16 protein-coding genes are annotated in these 16,737 nt (G+C 38.8%); 11 read left to right on the forward strand and 5 right to left on the reverse strand.

Annotated elements, in window-relative coordinates:
* Positions 1 to 109: 109 nt before the first annotated feature.
* Entirely contained in the window at positions 110 to 1,156 is a 1,047-nt protein-coding gene (locus ABR854_RS13130; protein WP_350265859.1) for a hypothetical protein, read from the reverse strand.
* A 174-nt stretch (positions 1,157 to 1,330) separates the two neighbouring features.
* Here ABR854_RS13130 and nhaD point away from each other — a divergent pair, with 174 nt between their 5' ends.
* The 3 genes from nhaD to ABR854_RS13145 all read left to right on the forward strand — a co-directional run bounded on the left by nhaD (position 1,331) and on the right by ABR854_RS13145 (position 4,400).
* Positions 1,331 to 2,590 carry a sodium:proton antiporter NhaD gene (gene nhaD, locus ABR854_RS13135; protein WP_350265860.1) on the forward strand — a complete coding sequence of 420 codons (1,260 nt, stop codon included), beginning with the start codon at positions 1,331 to 1,333 and terminating at the stop codon, positions 2,588 to 2,590.
* Between the two features lie 138 nt (positions 2,591 to 2,728).
* Positions 2,729 to 3,427 (forward strand): hypothetical protein, encoded by a 699-nt coding sequence (locus ABR854_RS13140; protein WP_350265861.1) that lies wholly within the window; start codon positions 2,729 to 2,731, stop codon positions 3,425 to 3,427.
* A 106-nt stretch (positions 3,428 to 3,533) separates the two neighbouring features.
* A complete protein-coding gene (locus ABR854_RS13145) occupies positions 3,534 to 4,400 on the forward strand; it encodes an FAD:protein FMN transferase (RefSeq protein ID WP_350265862.1) in 867 nt (288 codons plus the stop codon).
* Position 4,401: 1 nt separating this feature from the next.
* Here ABR854_RS13145 and ABR854_RS13150 read toward each other — a convergent pair whose 3' ends face one another.
* The 3 genes from ABR854_RS13150 to ABR854_RS13160 all read right to left on the reverse strand — a co-directional run bounded on the left by ABR854_RS13150 (position 4,402) and on the right by ABR854_RS13160 (position 7,239).
* Positions 4,402 to 5,898, reverse strand: coding sequence for a hypothetical protein (locus ABR854_RS13150; RefSeq protein ID WP_350265863.1), 1,497 nt, complete (start codon positions 5,896 to 5,898; stop codon positions 4,402 to 4,404).
* Between the two features lie 18 nt (positions 5,899 to 5,916).
* Complete coding sequence (locus ABR854_RS13155; protein WP_350265864.1) at positions 5,917 to 6,420, reverse strand: metallophosphoesterase family protein; 504 nt, start codon at positions 6,418 to 6,420, stop codon at positions 5,917 to 5,919.
* 63 nt (positions 6,421 to 6,483) lie between these two features.
* The gene (locus ABR854_RS13160; RefSeq protein WP_350265865.1) at positions 6,484 to 7,239 is read right to left on the reverse strand and encodes a glycosyltransferase family 2 protein; all 756 of its coding nucleotides are present in this window, start codon (positions 7,237 to 7,239) and stop codon (positions 6,484 to 6,486) included.
* A gap of 154 nt (positions 7,240 to 7,393) precedes the next feature.
* Here ABR854_RS13160 and ABR854_RS13165 point away from each other — a divergent pair, with 154 nt between their 5' ends.
* From ABR854_RS13165 to ABR854_RS13200, 8 genes are all read left to right on the forward strand, one after another.
* On the forward strand, positions 7,394 to 7,699 hold the full coding sequence (locus ABR854_RS13165) for a c-type cytochrome (RefSeq protein WP_350265866.1): 306 nt from the start codon (positions 7,394 to 7,396) through the stop codon (positions 7,697 to 7,699).
* Positions 7,699 to 8,487, forward strand: coding sequence for a TatD family hydrolase (locus ABR854_RS13170; RefSeq protein WP_350265867.1), 789 nt, complete (start codon positions 7,699 to 7,701; stop codon positions 8,485 to 8,487). Before ABR854_RS13165 ends, ABR854_RS13170 begins: the two co-directional genes overlap by 1 nt.
* 3 nt (positions 8,488 to 8,490) lie before the next feature.
* A complete protein-coding gene (locus ABR854_RS13175) occupies positions 8,491 to 9,357 on the forward strand; it encodes a DMT family transporter (RefSeq protein WP_350265868.1) in 867 nt (288 codons plus the stop codon).
* Between the two features lie 182 nt (positions 9,358 to 9,539).
* Positions 9,540 to 10,889: a monooxygenase gene (locus tag ABR854_RS13180; RefSeq protein ID WP_350265869.1), complete on the forward strand. Its 1,350-nt coding sequence runs from the start codon at positions 9,540 to 9,542 to the stop codon at positions 10,887 to 10,889.
* Positions 10,890 to 11,004: 115 nt separating this feature from the next.
* Complete coding sequence (locus tag ABR854_RS13185) at positions 11,005 to 12,369, forward strand: CotH kinase family protein (protein ID WP_350265870.1); 1,365 nt, start codon at positions 11,005 to 11,007, stop codon at positions 12,367 to 12,369.
* 48 nt (positions 12,370 to 12,417) lie between these two features.
* On the forward strand, positions 12,418 to 12,825 hold the full coding sequence (locus ABR854_RS13190; protein WP_350265871.1) for an OmpA family protein: 408 nt from the start codon (positions 12,418 to 12,420) through the stop codon (positions 12,823 to 12,825).
* Between the two features lie 70 nt (positions 12,826 to 12,895).
* On the forward strand, positions 12,896 to 14,179 hold the full coding sequence (locus ABR854_RS13195; protein ID WP_350265872.1) for a Gfo/Idh/MocA family protein: 1,284 nt from the start codon (positions 12,896 to 12,898) through the stop codon (positions 14,177 to 14,179).
* Between the two features lie 23 nt (positions 14,180 to 14,202).
* Positions 14,203 to 14,577, forward strand: a complete 375-nt coding sequence (locus ABR854_RS13200; RefSeq protein WP_350265873.1) for a hypothetical protein — start codon at positions 14,203 to 14,205, stop codon at positions 14,575 to 14,577.
* A 145-nt stretch (positions 14,578 to 14,722) separates the two neighbouring features.
* On the opposite strand, the gene ABR854_RS13205 is transcribed toward ABR854_RS13200, so the two are convergent.
* On the reverse strand, positions 14,723 to 16,486 hold the full coding sequence (locus tag ABR854_RS13205) for a DEAD/DEAH box helicase (protein WP_350265874.1): 1,764 nt from the start codon (positions 16,484 to 16,486) through the stop codon (positions 14,723 to 14,725).
* Positions 16,487 to 16,737: the final 251 nt, after the last annotated feature.

Below are 16,737 nucleotides of genomic sequence, written 5' to 3' on the forward strand. Positions count from 1 at the left end.
TGTGGAAATTAGAAAAAACTTGCGGGAATCTTGAAAAATTTTTGACATAAAAAACGACGGCAAGATTTTGAATCTTGCCGTCGTTCGACTTAAATGTATATTGATGAGATTAAGGTAAATTCAACAAGAAACCAATCGTAAAGTTAGCGTCCCAGTCGAACACAAATTGCTCGCAACCAGTAGCATCTTTGATAGCTTTGTAGATATTTACACCAGCTTTTCCTTTAGCATCATCCATTTTATAATCTTTTGGTGCTTTCAAAACGGTATAACGTTCTTTGCCATTTCTCACTTGTTTTGCCATCGAAAATGGAGCTCCCCCGATAATAAAGCAAGTTTTGCGTTTCATACTCGGAATTCCCGCACACTTGGCTTTTACTTCATCATATACTTTACCATCATCAGTTCCATCTTGAAAATACTTTGCTCCATAAGTTTCAACCGCCGAAACTCCGCCACTTTTAATCCAAGAAATTTTTGTATTTCCCGAACCAATATCAGTTACAAAAGCTTCTTCTTCAAAATCTTTTGGTAGCACACATTTTAAAGCTAAGGCACCTTCTTGCTCAGCCGAAACTGTATTTACAAAATAATTTAAGGCTTTTAGATTTTTGATGATTTTTTGGGTAACTTCAGCTTTTACTGCACCCGAACTCACCACAAAGTGAATATCACGACCGCTCACACCAAAATCAAGCATTTTACCAATATATTGCTTCAAACCAGCACGGATATCTTCATCGGTTGCCATATTTTCGGTTACTAAACTATTACCAAAATCTGCTTTTTCGAGTTTCCAGTTTTTATCTTTATCAATTCTTACAATGAATGAATTGAAACCACTTGCACCCAATTCTACTACACCTTTCAACTTACCATTAATTGGCTCTGGTGCTACATAGCTGAAACTTCCACTACCGCCAGCAGTTGCTTCAGTATCGCTCGAACTTGATGATGAACTTGCTGAACTCGAAGCTTCAGAAGCTGGACTTTCTTCAGGTGCTTTTGTCTCGGTATCGGTTTGCTCAGTTGTGCTTTTAGCAAGCATATTTTTGCCCCATGATGTATTTTCGAGGACATACTTCCCACCGAAAAAAATTGCTCCAAGAATTACAAGCATTATCAGAAATCTTGCAAAAGGGGTTAATTTGTTCATTTTACTATTGGTTTATTTGTGAAATAAAATAAGTGTTGAGCAAAAATAGAGAAATACTTTCATCTGCTCAATTATTTTTTTGAATGAATGGTTGCGGGGCTTGATGACTCCTTGTAAAAGATTGATAAACCTTTTATTTATTTGTATTTTTGTTCCAAATCATTGTTAGACACTATGCTTATCACAATTATATTTATTATTGGCTATTTGGCCATCGCTTTTGAGCATCCAATAAAAATCAACAAAACGGCTTCTGCCCTACTCGTCGGCACGATCTGTTGGACGGTCTATGCCATGAGCGGTACTGAAAGCCATGCTATTCAAGAAAATCTTTCGCATCATTTAGCAGCCATTGCCGAAATATTGTTTTTCTTACTCGGAGCAATGACCATCGTTGAGTTGATTGATGCTCACCAAGGTTTTAAGATTATCACTGACCAAATTTCAAGCAAAAAATCTGTCACTTTACTATGGACAATCGGTTTATTGGCATTTTTTCTTTCGGCAGTTCTTGATAACCTTACTACTGCTATCGTGATGGTTTCTTTACTCCGAAAAATCATTTCAGATACCGATCAACGTAAGTTTTTTGCAGGAATAGTAATCATTGCGGCCAATGCTGGCGGTGCGTGGTCGCCAATTGGAGACGTAACAACCACCATGCTTTGGATTGGTGGGCAAATCTCGGCAACCAATATCATGCAAAGTTTGCTTATTCCGAGTTTGATTTCGTTAATTATTCCACTCCTGTATTTAAGTTATACCATGAGAGGACAAACAATTGATAATCAAGCCATTGAAGAAAACGATTTCATAGAAACAACTGCCAAAGAACGTAACACTATGTTTTTTGTCGGACTCGGAACACTACTTTTTGTTCCAATCTTCAAGACAATCACTCATTTACCGCCTTATATGGGCATGATGCTTGGCTTAGGAATTGTTTGGGTAGTGGGCGAAATTTTGCACAGCAAAAAAGACGAAGAAGACCGCAAACCTTTCACTGCCTCGCACGCTTTGAGCAAGATTGATTCGAGCAGTATTTTGTTTTTCTTGGGTATTTTGTTGGCCATCAGTTGTTTAGAATCAACTGGGCTTTTACAAAGTTTAGCCGTAAGCATGAACGATGCCATCGGAAATCATGACCTAATAATTCTGATCATTGGTTTGGCATCGGCGGTTGTTGATAACGTTCCATTAGTAGCCGCCACGATGGGAATGTATGATCTCAATAGCTTCCCGACCGACCACCGAATTTGGGAGTTTTTGGCCTATTGTGCAGGCACGGGCGGTAGTATTTTAATCATTGGCTCAGCAGCAGGGGTTGCAGTTATGGGTATGGAAAAAATTGACTTTTTGTGGTATTTGAAGCGTATCTCGCTTTTGGCACTGCTGGGATACTTTGCAGGAGCGGGGGTTTATTTGCTTTTCTGACACCATTCAGTAAAATTACCATTGTTTCCGACCAAAAGAATGTCTTAAAACACCAATTATCACAAAAACATTTGGAATATATTCGGCGGTTTTACACCTTTGTCGCAGTTTTAAACTTTAACTATATCAGAAAACACAATGAAAAAAATTAGTATCGTATTAGCTGCCTTATTTATAAGCACTGTATCTTTTGCTCAAACTGCCGACGAAGTAATAGCTAATTATGTAAAAGCAGTGGGTGGCAGCGATGCTATCGCCAAAATAAAGGATTTTTCAATGACGATGACTGGCGAAATCCAAGGACAATCATTGGAAGTTTTGATTCAGAAAAAACCAACTAATAAATTTCTCCAATCAGTAAGTATCGTTGGTATGGGTGAAGTCCAAAAGCAAGTTTGTGATGGTGTAAAAGCACAAGTTGGCGGAATGCAAGGTTCGCAAGATATTACTGAGCCAGAAAAAGTAAAAGCAATTGCAATGCAATCTTACATTGTTCCAGAAGCAAACTACACAGCTATCGGAGCGAAAATAACTTATATCGGCAAAGAAAAAGTAGGTGATGTAGAAGCACACAAACTCGAAGTTGCAGTGGGTGAAGTTAAAATGACAGAATTTTATGATGTGGCTTCGGGTTTAAAAATCCGTCAAGTAATTACAGCCGAAACTCCAATGGGCAGCCAAACAATCACTTCTGATTATTCTGATTACAAAGAAGTAAGTGGTGTAAAATTCGCTCATAAATTGAATCAAGATTTAGGAATGGCTCAATTGGCTCTTACTGCATCTAAAGTTCAAGCAAATACTAATTTAGCTGACGCTTTGTTTGAGATTAAATAATTAGTCGATGGTTGTTAGTTTACAGACAACGGAAATAATGAATATTTTCTTTTCAAGAAATACAACAAAGAGGAATACCTTTTTCGGGCTATTCCTCTTTTTGTCTTTGCAACTATCTGCACAGAAACGTTTTGAATTTACACACCCACAAATGGGAACGATGTTTCGAGTCGTTGTTCATACCACCGATTCTCTATCGGCCAAAAATGCTACTCAAAAAGCCTTCATTCGACTTGACGAATTGAATCTAACACTCAGCGATTATCGAGAAGATAGCGAAGTAAATACGCTATGCCGCACCGCAGGTAGTGGCGACTACATTAAGGTGAGCCTCGATTTATGGAATATTCTGCAAGAATCAGTAAAAGCAGCTCAACTATCAGATAGAAATTTTGACGTAACAATCGGCCCACTCACCCAACTTTGGCGACGCATGAAACGCCAAAAACAATTACCTACGCCTGCTCAAATCAGCGAAGCCAAAACCAAAATTGGTATTGAAAAAATAGTTTTCAACAACACAAATCAATCGGTGATGCTTGAAACTAAAGGTATGAGGCTTGATTTTGGCGGAATCGGAAAAGGTTTTGCCGAAGATGAAATGATGAAGATTTTAAAAGAAAATGGCATAAAATCGGCCTTGATTGAAGCTGGTGGAAATATCGTTGTTTCAAATTCACCCGTTGATTCGCCCAAAGGTTGGGAGATTATCATCAATAATGAGAAATATTTCTTAAAAAACTGTGGAATTTCAACTTCGGGTGATGCTTATCAATTTGTAGAAATCGATGGTAAAAAATACACTCATATTCTCGACCCTAAAACTGGCATCGGCTTTGCCGAACCTCATCAAATAAGCATCATTGCCAAAAACGGTACAGCATCCGATTGGATTTCGACCGCTTTATATTTAATGCCCAAAGAAAAAGGTAAAAAACTCGCTAAAAAACAAAAAGCGAAAATCATACAATAATCTATTTTGTTTCTTCCTTCAGAGTATAAGTCAGTTTAGAGATGTAAAAAACACTCGAATTGATAAGCTCATTATTACGTTTCACGCTCTGATAACCATACGCCAAAAAACTCTGGCCGTACCAAGCAGCCAAATTTGTGCGTTCAGCATCAACAATTCTATCGGCTTCTGAACTGGCTTTTAGGTCAAAATTTTCTAAGTTTTTTACTTTTTGATTGCCTCGAATTACGGCAGTACGAATAAGCTTTTCATCAGGATACGCTAAAATATGAAAGTCATCATGATGTGTAATCTGGACTTTAGCGTTTAATTCGCTACTTTCAATGTCTTTCAGCGAAACACTATTGTCCCAAATCAATTTCCCTGATTTATCGAAGCCACAAACGATGGCGTGCGAGTATCGAAAATTATTATAGACATCATTTCCGATGCGATAATTTCTCCAATTGCTCCATGCTGCGGTATTGGGAGTCGATTTATATTCAGGATAAAAAACTTCTGCCAACATCAGCCATCCTTCTTTTGTTGGAATAATATCGTGTAGAAATAAACGATAACGCAGTTTTACATCTTTTCCTTTTTGCTTTTTTTCTCTGATTTTCCGCTTGATTTTTTCTTCTCTTTTGGCATTTAAGAAGCTGAAAAAGTTATCTAAATCAGCAAAATTGATATACTGAATTTTTGAGTCTTCGTTTAGCTGCTGAACATAAAAACCGAGTGCAAAAAGTGAACAACCATCGGCATAATTACCCATTAAAATTGGGTGTTCTTTATCAATGTTTAGCACTTCGCCCGAAATCGGTGTAGTATCACGATTTCCCAACGAAAAACTCTTAATCAACTTTCCTTCATAAGAATATTTCTTCACAATGAATTGACAATTTCGGTCATTTTTTAGCATTAAGTATAAAAAATTACCGTGTTCATCAACATCTAATTCATTGATTGCAAGGTTATTACTATGAACTTCTGGAAGTACTTTTGAGGTATAATCAAAAAAACTAAACATCACTACCACGGGACGGTCATTATATTTTCCACCAATGAACGCCTTACTTTGCAAAACCACAAAATGCTCAATATCTATGCTGGTTAGCAAACTTCCTTCTGCATAAGATTTATCGCCTGTTTCAACATCAATACGCAATACACCAATATCAATTTTATCGGTTTTCTTAAACAAAACGTACATAAATTGTTCGTTTCTAAAAGTTTTTATCAAGTCATAATCGGGGTCAGGCACAAAAGTAGCCTTCCAAGTTTGTGTAAGTGTACTATCATACCTATAAAAATCGTAAGTCGATTTTTGTCGATAAGGCTCAATTTTCGACTGCATGAGCAATACGCCACTTTCTTTGAGAGGTATCACCACATTTTCTTCCTCAGCATCGTTTCGGCGGTCAAATTCAATACGTTTTGCTTGCGTAAGCTGAGCAGAAGCCGAAAACGCAAAGCACAAAAATAAGATTGTAAATATGTATTTTTGATAATTTTTCATAGTGTTGAGGGCCAAGTGTTATTTTCCTCGCAAGCCAAGTTCTACGACTTCCAAGTTAGACATTTTTCCGCTGTCCAACGTAAATCTAAGCAAAGTTTTCATTTTATGCCAACCTTGTTTTCCTGCTGCTCCAGGATTCAGAAAAATCATGTTATTTTGCTTAGGGTCACGCATAGCTTTCAAAATATGTGAGTGTCCGCAAACAAAAATATCGGGCGTTTTTATTTTCAACTGCTTCTTCACGGCAGGATTATAGTTGGGCGGACTTCCGCCAATGTGGGTCATCCAAACTTCAAACCCTTCAATCGTAAAGTTTTGATTTTCAGGCACTTTCCACTGAATCTCTTTTTCATCAATATTGCCAAACACAAAACGAGTTGGTTTGAAGACCTCCAGTTTTTCGATGATTTCGAGCGAGCCAATATCGCCAGCATGCCAAATCTCGTCACAGTCTTTGAAGTGCGTAAAAACTGATTCATCAAGAAATCCGTGCGTGTCTGATATTAATCCGATTTTGGTCATTAAAAATAATGCTAATGAGTAGTCCGTACGATTGTTAGTGGTGAATGTTTGATGAAAAATAATTTACAATTTACAATTAACCATTAATAATTCTCTAAGTTTCAAATATTTCATCGTAGCATAAACACTCTGTGTGAAAGACCAAACAAAACCACGATAACCATTCAAAAAATTAAGTCTGATAAAATATTCGGTAAAGAAAGTAAGCGGAAATTTCGTAACGACTTTGAGCAAAGAAGCCTTTTTGCCTTTTTTATAGAGTTCGTTCGCTCCACGAGATGAATAGTTATTCATTTTCTGAAAGACCTCAGCCAAATCGGCATAGCTATAATGCAACACATGATTTTTAAGCGTAGCAATTTTACCATTCAAAACCACATCTTCGTGTACTTCTCGGTCATTATAGTTACCAAATTTTTTATTAAAAAGGCGTAAATGAGGCATTTTATATTCACGCCCATACCGCATGACTCCTCCGAGAAAAACGAGCGTATTGGGTATCATATATCCTTGATATTCAGAGCTTTGCAAAGCAATATCAATTTCTTTTTTTAGTTCTTCGCTCACAACTTCGTCAGAATCTACGATAAAAATCCAGTCGTTTTGGGCTTGGTCAACGGCAAAACGTTTTTGTGTACCAAAACCATCAAATTTTCGGTATTGTGTCTTACAACCAAACTCGTTGGCAATGCTTACGGTTTCGTCGGTACTTCCGCTATCTACTACCACAATCTCATCGGCCCAACCTTTTAACGACTCCAAAACTTGCCTAATCGTACGAACATTATTAAGCGTAATAATTACTACCGAAACTTTCATTCATCAATGGTTTTATTGCCAAAGTTAAGGTTTTTGATTTTTCAATCGTAATTTTGTTGAATAATTTGATACCATAAGTTTTCGTCATTCTTGAATCTTCATTAACAAAACCAACGTAAATGATTTGTGTTCAAAGAAAAACTAAAAATTTAACATGAAAACAATCATCATTTCGATTGCCATTGGCTTGTCAGCCATAAGTTTTAACAAGAAAAATCAAGAATTTACTGGAAAAGAGATTTTCGAGAAAAACTGTGCAAAATGCCACGGAAAAGATGGAACAAAACGACTTTTAGGAGCAAAAAACCTTCAAAAAAGCGTATTGACTACCACCGAAAACTATGAAATTATTGCCAACGGAAAAGGTAAAATGCCCAGTTGGAAAGAAAAACTAAGCACAGAGCAAATCAACCAAGTGATTGAATATTTGGATGTTTTGAAGCAAAAAACTAAAGAATAATGATAGAAACTCACGCTCACATTTACGATGAGCAATTTGATGAAGACCGTGATGCCATGCTCAAACGTGCATTTGCGGCAGGAGTAAAACAAATCTGGATGCCCAATTGCGACCACGAAACCATTGATGGTATGTTGGCTCTCGAACAACAATATCCCAACGTTTGCCATGCCATGATGGGCGTGCATCCGTGCTATGTAAAAGAAAAATTTGAGGAAGAATTGGCCGTAGTTGAGCAGTGGCTCGAACGCCGAAAGTTTATCATGATTGGCGAAATTGGCCTTGATTTCTACTGGGATTTGACTTTTGTGGCTCAGCAAGAAGAAGTTTTTTTACGTCAACTGGCTCTGGCCAAGAAATATAATTTGCCAATTTGTATTCATTCTCGCAACTCAAAAAACAACGAACATAATGCTATTTTGCGTTGTATTGAGCTTATCAAACAATTTGGTTGGGAAGATTTACGAGGTATTTTTCACTGTTTTTCGGGAAATTTAGAGGAAGCTCAGAAAATCGTCGAAATAAATTTTCTATTGGGAATTGGTGGAGTGGCTACCTTCAAAAATGGCGGAATGGACACAATTTTGCCCCATATTGATTTAAAACACCTCGTTCTCGAAACCGACTCGCCTTACCTTGCCCCAGTTCCGTACAGAGGCAAACGCAATGAAGTAGTTTACCTCGAATTGGTGGCTCGCCGAATTGCCGAAATCAAAGCAAGAGATTTCGAAGAAGTTGTGCAACAAACCACCCAAAATGCCTTATCTTTGGTCGGTCTAAAATCATAAGTTTTGAATTTAAAAACTATACTTCTTGGTATTCTTTTTGCCGCTTTGTGGGCGTCGGCATCGGCGGCGGCCAAAATTGGCTTGCGTTCGGTTGAGCCTTTGGTGCTTTTTCAAGTTCGTTTTTTGGTGGCAGGTGTTGGTATGCTTGCCTATTCGTTTTTCATTCAAAAAGATAGACTTCCACAAGGCAAAGAGTGGAAAGAACTGACGATTTTTGGGTTATTGAACGTTACGCTTTACCTAAGTTTTTTTGTATTGGGAGTAAGCGAAGTAGCTGCTGGAATTGGCAGTCTTTCAACTGCCACTAACCCGCTTTTTATCAGTATATTATCAGCCGTTTGGTTGGGTAGAAAAGTAAAATCTTCTGAGTGGATGGCTGTACTTTTGGGTATGATTGGCGTGGGACTGGCTTGCTATCCGCTCATTCAAAATAGTTATGCAACGCCACTGGGTCTGTTGTATATGTTTTTGTGTATGCTCTCCTACTCTATCGGCACTATTTATTATTCTAACATCGACTGGAAACTTTCACGTACGGCCATCAACGGTTGGCAAGTGTTTTTGGGTGGTTTACTTATGCTTCCACTTACCTTTTTAATGCACAAAAAACCAAACAATTACGACCTAATCTTCTATCTATCAGAGTTTTGGCTCATTGTTCCAGTTTCAATTATTGCCGTAAATCTTTGGTTATATTTATTAAAAATTGATGCGGTAAAAGCCTCTTTTTTCTTATTTTTATGTCCAATTTTTGGCTTTACTTACTCTTATTTTTTACTTGATGAACCCATCACTTACCACACATTTCTCGGTACGGCCTTAGTGATTGTTGGGTTGTATGTTGGTCAGCGGGAGAAACTTACTAAATGATAAATTATTAATGATTAATTATAGCTTATAAAGAAATAGGAGTTTTACATTTTATAAAAGCTCACCTAATTATCCATTAACAATTATCAATTAAAACTAAACCTTTTATCAAGTTTTTGGTCAAAAAATAACATTTTACGGCTATATTCGTTCAAGAATAAGATTCTACTGAACCAATTTCTATGAAATATACACTTTTATCGACACTCTCTGCTGCCGTAGTGCTGACTGCAACTTTGATGAACTCTTGCACTCAGAAAGAACAAATCGCAGCAAATACCTCCAGTTTCGATTTAATTCAAGATAAAATCTTGACTAAAAGTTGTGCCACAATAGGCTGTCACGCCTCACAATCTGATGGTACTTTTGCCCAACACAAATTGGTCCTGGCCAAAGGACAAGCCTACAAAAATTTATTTGAGGTCCCCCCCGTCAACAAAAATGCAGTACAAGATGGATTTAAACTTGTAAAAGCCTTCAAATCATTTGAAAGTTTACTTTATCATAAACTTTTTACCGACCCCATTCACCACAGTGGCAAAAGTTATGGTTTGGTTATGCCACTCGGAGGAGATTTACTTTCGGTCGGGCAAATCGAATTTATCAGACGTTGGATTGAAGCAGGAGCTCCCGCAACTGGAAATGTAGCCGATGCCTCACTGCTCGATGATACCACTCCAAGTACTTCTATTTTCTTGGGATTGCCACCTCCAGCGGCAGGCACTGGCTTCCAAATGGTTTTGGATAAATTTGATGTTGCTCCCAATTTCGAACGAGAATTATTTGTCAGAAAACCACTGGGCAATACCGAAACCGTGTATGTCAATCGTATGCAAATAAGTATGCGTCCAGGAAGCCACCATTTTATTCTATATGGTTTCAGAAATAACGTCAATCTTGGAGCAATCAACCAAATCCGTGATTTACGTAATCCCGATGGCTCTTATAATATCGTAACTTTTGCTCAAATGGGTAATCATGTTTTCAATTTTGGTGGTAGCGAAGCCAACGATGACTATACTTTCCCCGAAGGAACTGCCGTTGAAGTACCCGCCAATGCTACTTTTGATATGAATTCACATTACTATAATAGAGGCACAAAAGCAATTCCTGGCGAAGTAAATATCAATCTTTACACCACACCAAAAGCCAAAGTAAAAAATGTACTTAAAGTGATTGATTTCGGCAATCAAAGCCTGACTATTCCTGCCAAAACTCGCACAGTGATAAGTAAAGATTTTACTTTCGATAAAAACGTAAAAATCGTGATGCTCTTCTCGCATACCCATAAATTTGGTGAAAAATTTGAGATTTTAATCAAAGGAGGTGCAAGAAACGGCGAAGTGGTCTATACCTCAACCAACTGGGAACACCCCGAAAAAATCAACTATTTGCCCAATATTTCGCTCAAAAAAGGTGAGGGTCTAACGTCAAGAATTACATATAATAATACTTCCGATAAAACCGTAAGATTCGGACTAACAACCGAAGACGAAATGGGAATAATCTTTGGGTATTATTATGAAGAGTAAAGTTGACTGAATAAAAAGGAAGACTTCAGCGTAGCAACTCAAAACTTGCTACGCTTTTTTTGTGGATTTCTGATGAAATCTATAAATTACAGCACAAATTGAAAAAGCTATAAAAATGAAATTACTTTTAACTCTCCCTCTCTTCATTGTATGGGGGCTGCTGAACTGTAATAGTTCGCATCAGAAAGACTACATTCTGCAAACACCCAAGAACAAAAACGTTCCGTGCATCATCATTCAATCTGATAAAGAAATCGTTGACGACCCCAAGCGAAAAGCTGCCATGAAAATCGTACTAAAAGATAGTACAGTTTTCCAGTCGTCTATCGGAATCGAGCTTCGTGGAGCTACTTCTCAGATGTTTTATAACAAAAAATCGTATGGTTTTGAACTCCGCAACGCCAAAGATGAATCTTCAGCATCTTCACTTTTAGGTTTACCCAAAAACTCGGCTTGGGTCTTGCACGGCCCTTATGGAGATAAAACTTTGCTCCGAAATACAGTTGCATATCAACTCTCAAACGACATTGGTCGATATGCCGCCCGTACAAAATTTGTGGAGTTAGAAATCAATGGTGAATACTTGGGTTTTTATGTCTTGATGGAAAAACTCAAACAAGACAATGACCGCATAAAAATTGCTAAGCTGAGCAAAAACGATACTACTGCCGAGAAAATTACGGGCGGTTATATCTTGAAAATTGATAAAACCGTAGGAAACGACCGTAATGACTCAGATTATAATGAAGAAAACTCTTTCGTTTCTCAATATGATACCAAAGGAAGGCCGAGTAAAAGAAGCAAAACACACTTTTTGTATGAATATCCGAAGGTAAAAAATATCAATCCTATTCAGCGGAAATACATCCAAAACTACATTTCGGCTTTTGAAAATGCCTTGGCTTCCGAAAATTTTAAAGACCCCGAAAAAGGCTATCAAAATTACATTGATGTAGATAGTTTCATTGACTTTTTCATCTTGACCGAACTTATGCAAAACCACGATGGCTACCGACTCAGTACATATCTGCAAAAAGACCGAGGCCGAAAACTACAAATGGGTCCAATCTGGGACTTTGACATTGCCTTTGGCTCTGACAATGGTTTTTGTGATGGTATGAATCGCCACGCATGGGTATTTCAGTATAACCAATATTGTTCGGGCGATGCTTGGCTTGTGCCATTTTGGTGGAAACGTTTAGTATCAGATGAAGCTTTCAAAAACAAACTTATTGTAAGGTGGAAGGCTTTGCGAGCAAAACAATTATCTGATAATCAACTCGATAGAACGATTGATGGTTTTAACAAAGAAATCACCGAAAAAGGAATGGTGGCACGAAACTTCGAGCGATGGGATATTCTGAATGAAAGAATCACTCCAAATTCAACGAAAGGTTCGCACGAAAAAGAAATCAGCCGAATGAAATCTTGGCTGAAAGAACACGCACATTGGATGGATGAAAATATTGAACGATTGTAGTATTTTTTTCATAAATTTGAAGAAGCACTTGTTCAAAACTACAATCACATGAAAACGCTTTTTGCTTTACTCCTATTTTCTTTGAATACTGCTGCCTTTGGTCAGGAAGTAAAAGAAATGATACGAAGTATTTATTTTGGAGGCGGCAGTGCCTACATCAGCAAGCAACAAGCCCAAGAGTTATATGATTTTGTGAAGAACATTAAGCACCTTGAATATTACGAAATCAATATTATGAGCCACACCGATAATATTGGCGGACGTGAATTTAACGAATACCTCAGTCGAATGCGAAGTGCCTCGGTTATTGATCTGCTCAAAGCAATGGATATTCCGCAGGAAAAAATAAAGTTTAAAGATTTTGCTTTCGATGCACCCGCTTATGACAATAATACTTGGGAAGGCCGAGAACGAAACCGAAGGGTTGATATTCAGTTTAAACCGATTGTATTTTGAAAAGACCAAAATATAAGACAACTTTGACGAGTAAACAACAATATTCAACGCCTAAAAATACCTTCACTCAATGCAAACTCTCATTAATCGCCGTGATTTTATGCGGCAAACCAGCCTTGCTGCTCTGGGCTTGGCTTTTACTCCAACTTTTGCCCGAAAAGTAGCACCCAGCGACCGCCTGAGAGTAGCACACATCGGCATCAATGGCATGGGAACGCAACACCTTAAATGGTTTGCGAATCTGCCCGAAGTTGAGGTAGTTGGCTTATGCGATTTAGACAAAAATCATTTGGCCAAAGCCCAAAAAGTTCTCCAAGAAATACACCCTGATAATAAAGCCCAAACCTACGAAGATTTCAGGTATCTGCTCGAACGCAAAGATGTTGATGCCATCACTTGTGCCACACCTGACCACTGGCATTCACAAGTAGCAATTATGGCATTTCAAGCAGGAAAAGATGTTTATGGCGAAAAACCGCTCTCGTATAATGTGCGGGAAGGACAACAAATGCTAAAAGCCATGAAAAAATATGACCGAATTTTTCAGCTTGGCACACAAATACACGCAGGCGAAAATTACCACCGAGTGGCCGAAATCATACAATCGGGTGCAATCGGTAAAGTAAAAACCGTAAGATTATGGAAAACAGGTTTTCCGCCAGTTTTGGGACCTTCAAATTTTCAAACGCCTCCAGCCAACCTCAATTGGGATATGTGGCTTGGCCCAGCCCCCTACTCGCAGTACACGCCCGAGCGATGCCATTTTACATACCGCTATTTTCTTGACTATTCGGGTGGCGTTTTTCAAGATTTTTGGTGTCATATTGCAGATGTAGTTTGGTGGGCAATCGACCCGAAAAACCTCAATCGCATCAGTGCCAAAGGCGAAGCTCCCGAAGGAACGGGCGATGCTCCAAAATGGATTGATATTGAATATGATTTTGAAGACCTCAAACTCTACTGGACTTCCACTCCACCAAATGTACCAGGAGCAGAAAAACGTGGTATCGGAGCGTATTTTGAGGGTGAAAAAGGAACATTGATTTGTGATTATAGCAGTAAAGAAATAATAATCAATGGTGTAACTATGAGTGATATTCCCGAAATTCCTAAAACTATTATACGCTCAGCAGGGCATCAGCAAAACTTTGTGACGGCCGTAAAAAACCGTACACAACCACAATCGAACCTCGAATATGCACGAAAAATGACAATGCCCATGCACTTGGGTCTGATTTCATACCGTTTGGGTAGAGAGCTTCATTGGAATCCTAAAAAAGAAAAATTCCGACACGATACTGATGCCAACGCTCTACTTTCGAGAGAACCCCGCAAAGGCTGGGATTTAGTTTAAATCACCACTAAACAATCACCACAGTGAAAACAATTATCACAATTCTTGCTGTATTTTCACTTATTTCTTGCGGAAATAATGAAGAACTCGAAAATCTAAAAAAAGAAAATGCGGCCTTAGCTGCTCAAGTAAAAGCACTCAAAGAAGGCGTAAATGCCAAAGGTCCGAAGTATATGCTCAAACTTCGGCTGAAGCAGTCGCATCTTTCGTTGAGTATTAAAAAGCATATCAAAGATGCAGTCAATGCGATAGAATTTGAATTGCCAGTCGATAAGGAATTCTATGATTCTGTCTCGGAAGGCACTGAAATAATTGATAAATTCCGCTTCGGCTCGATGGTTCTTTACGGCAGTTTGGGAGATTGGGAAATGACCGTGAAGGAGAAATATGTGAAGTAATTTTCGGGCCTTCGACAGCTTCGGCTGTCGAAGGCCTGATTTTAACAAAAAAAGCGAAGCAAAAGTCTCGAAAAACTTTCACTTCGCTTTTTTACTGTCGTCCGTCGACTATCGTCTGTGGAGCGGAACGCCGCCCGCTAAAATATTACTTAGCAACTTCCATGCTCACTTGGCGAGCATTGATAGTTTTGCCTTGCATTCCTTCTAATACACGCTTCACATCAGCTTGCGGTACTTCAACGAAGCTAAATTTGTCGTAAATATCAATTTGTCCAATCGCACGACCAGCAATACGAGTTTCAGATGTAATTGCACCTACGATATGGTTTGGAGCAACATTATCTTTGCGACCTAAGCTCAAAAATAAGCGTACCATGTCGGCATTGCCAGAACCACGTCCACCTTCTTGACGTCTTTCTCTTGGTTCAAAACGACGTTCACGTTGTACGCCATCATCACGGCGGCCACCGTCACGGCTTCCACCAAAACTATTGCTTCCTTCTCTACGTCCATAAGGAGCTCTTGAGTCACGGCTGTTTCCACCGAATCTTGCATCTCTATCACCACCTCTTGACTCACGGAAAGTATCAGATAATTGGTGGTCAGCAAAATCGCTCTTCACAACACCCACTTGCATTTTAATCAAAGCAGCCATAATCTGTACATCAGAGTATCCTTCTTCTCTCAATTGCTCAATGATACCATCGTAGGTTTCATCAACACCAGCAGTAAGCGTTTCTTTTACTTGGTCAACAAATCTTTGGTGACGAGTCTGAACTAACTCAGCGTACGTAGGAATTGTTCCTTGTTCGATTTTCGCTTTTGTGTAGTTTTCTATACCACGTAAAGCACCTCTTTCACGAGCCGAAATAAACATAAATGCTTTTCCAGTCTTTCCAGCACGGCCAGTACGACCGATACGGTGAACGTAATATTCTAAATCTTGCGGTACATCGTAGTTGAATACTGCATCCACACCCGATACGTCAATACCACGAGCAGCTACGTCGGTTGCAACCAAGATTGTGGTTGTACCCGCACGGAATTTGCTCATTACTTGTGTACGTACTTGCTGACGCATATCGCCGTGTAAGCCTTCGGCAGCATAGCCACGAATCTGCAAATCACTTACGATTTCGTCAACTTTTGACTTTGTGTTAGCAAATACCAACATCAATTTCAAGTTATGTACATCAATCAAACGAGTCATTACCTCCATTTTCGCCTCACGACGAACTGAGAAATAGAACTGCTCGATGTTTGCGTTTGAAACCTCAGTTTTTAATGTACGAACGATTTCAGGGTTTTTCTGGAAACGTTTCGCAATCGAAAGGATTTCTGGTGACATTGTTGCCGAGAACAATACTGTCTGACGCTCTTCTGGTGCGAAAGATAAGATTTTTTCGATATCTTCTCTGAAGCCCATGTTAAGCATTTCGTCAGCCTCATCCAAAATCGCCAATTTAATATCACTCAATATTAAGGTCTTGCGGTCGATGTGGTCCATGATACGACCAGGCGTTCCGACCACAATTTGTGAACCTTTTTTCAAAGCCAAAAACTGACGCTCATACGATTCACCACCATAAATGGCAGCTACATTGAGGCCTCTTTTGTACTTAGCTAATTTCTGGATTTGTTCTTTTACTTGAAGAGCCAACTCACGAGTTGGACACATTACTAATACTTGTGTGCTTTTGCTATCAACATCAACTGCTTCGATTGCAGGGATACCAAATGCCGCTGTTTTACCTGTTCCTGTTTGTGCTTGACCAATAAAGTCGCCACCACGCATCACAACTGGGATACCTTGTGCTTGAATTGGAGTTGTGTACTCAAAACCCATTTCTTCAACTGCACGCAGGATGTACTCTGAGACCGGAAGGTCAGAAAATTTTACTTGTTCCATTAAGGATAAAATGTTTTAGTCGGAACGTCACTGTCGTCCTCACGCAAAACCGTGGATTGCCCCGATAGCCGAAAAAAAATGATAAAGCGAACGATGAGAACCATCTGTTGCTGCCCTGAAAGGAAATTGATTGAAAGAGATATGCTCTTTGAAACGATTTTATGAACGCAGAGGCTCTATACAGATGTGCCTTTTTTAATACAAGTGCAAAACTACTACCAATATTTTTATAAAACAAGTGTTTGTATAAA

Origin of the sequence: Emticicia sp. W12TSBA100-4 (assembly GCF_040253585.1) — a bacterium.
In the GTDB taxonomy this organism is placed as follows: Bacteria; Bacteroidota; Bacteroidia; order Cytophagales; family Spirosomataceae; genus Emticicia.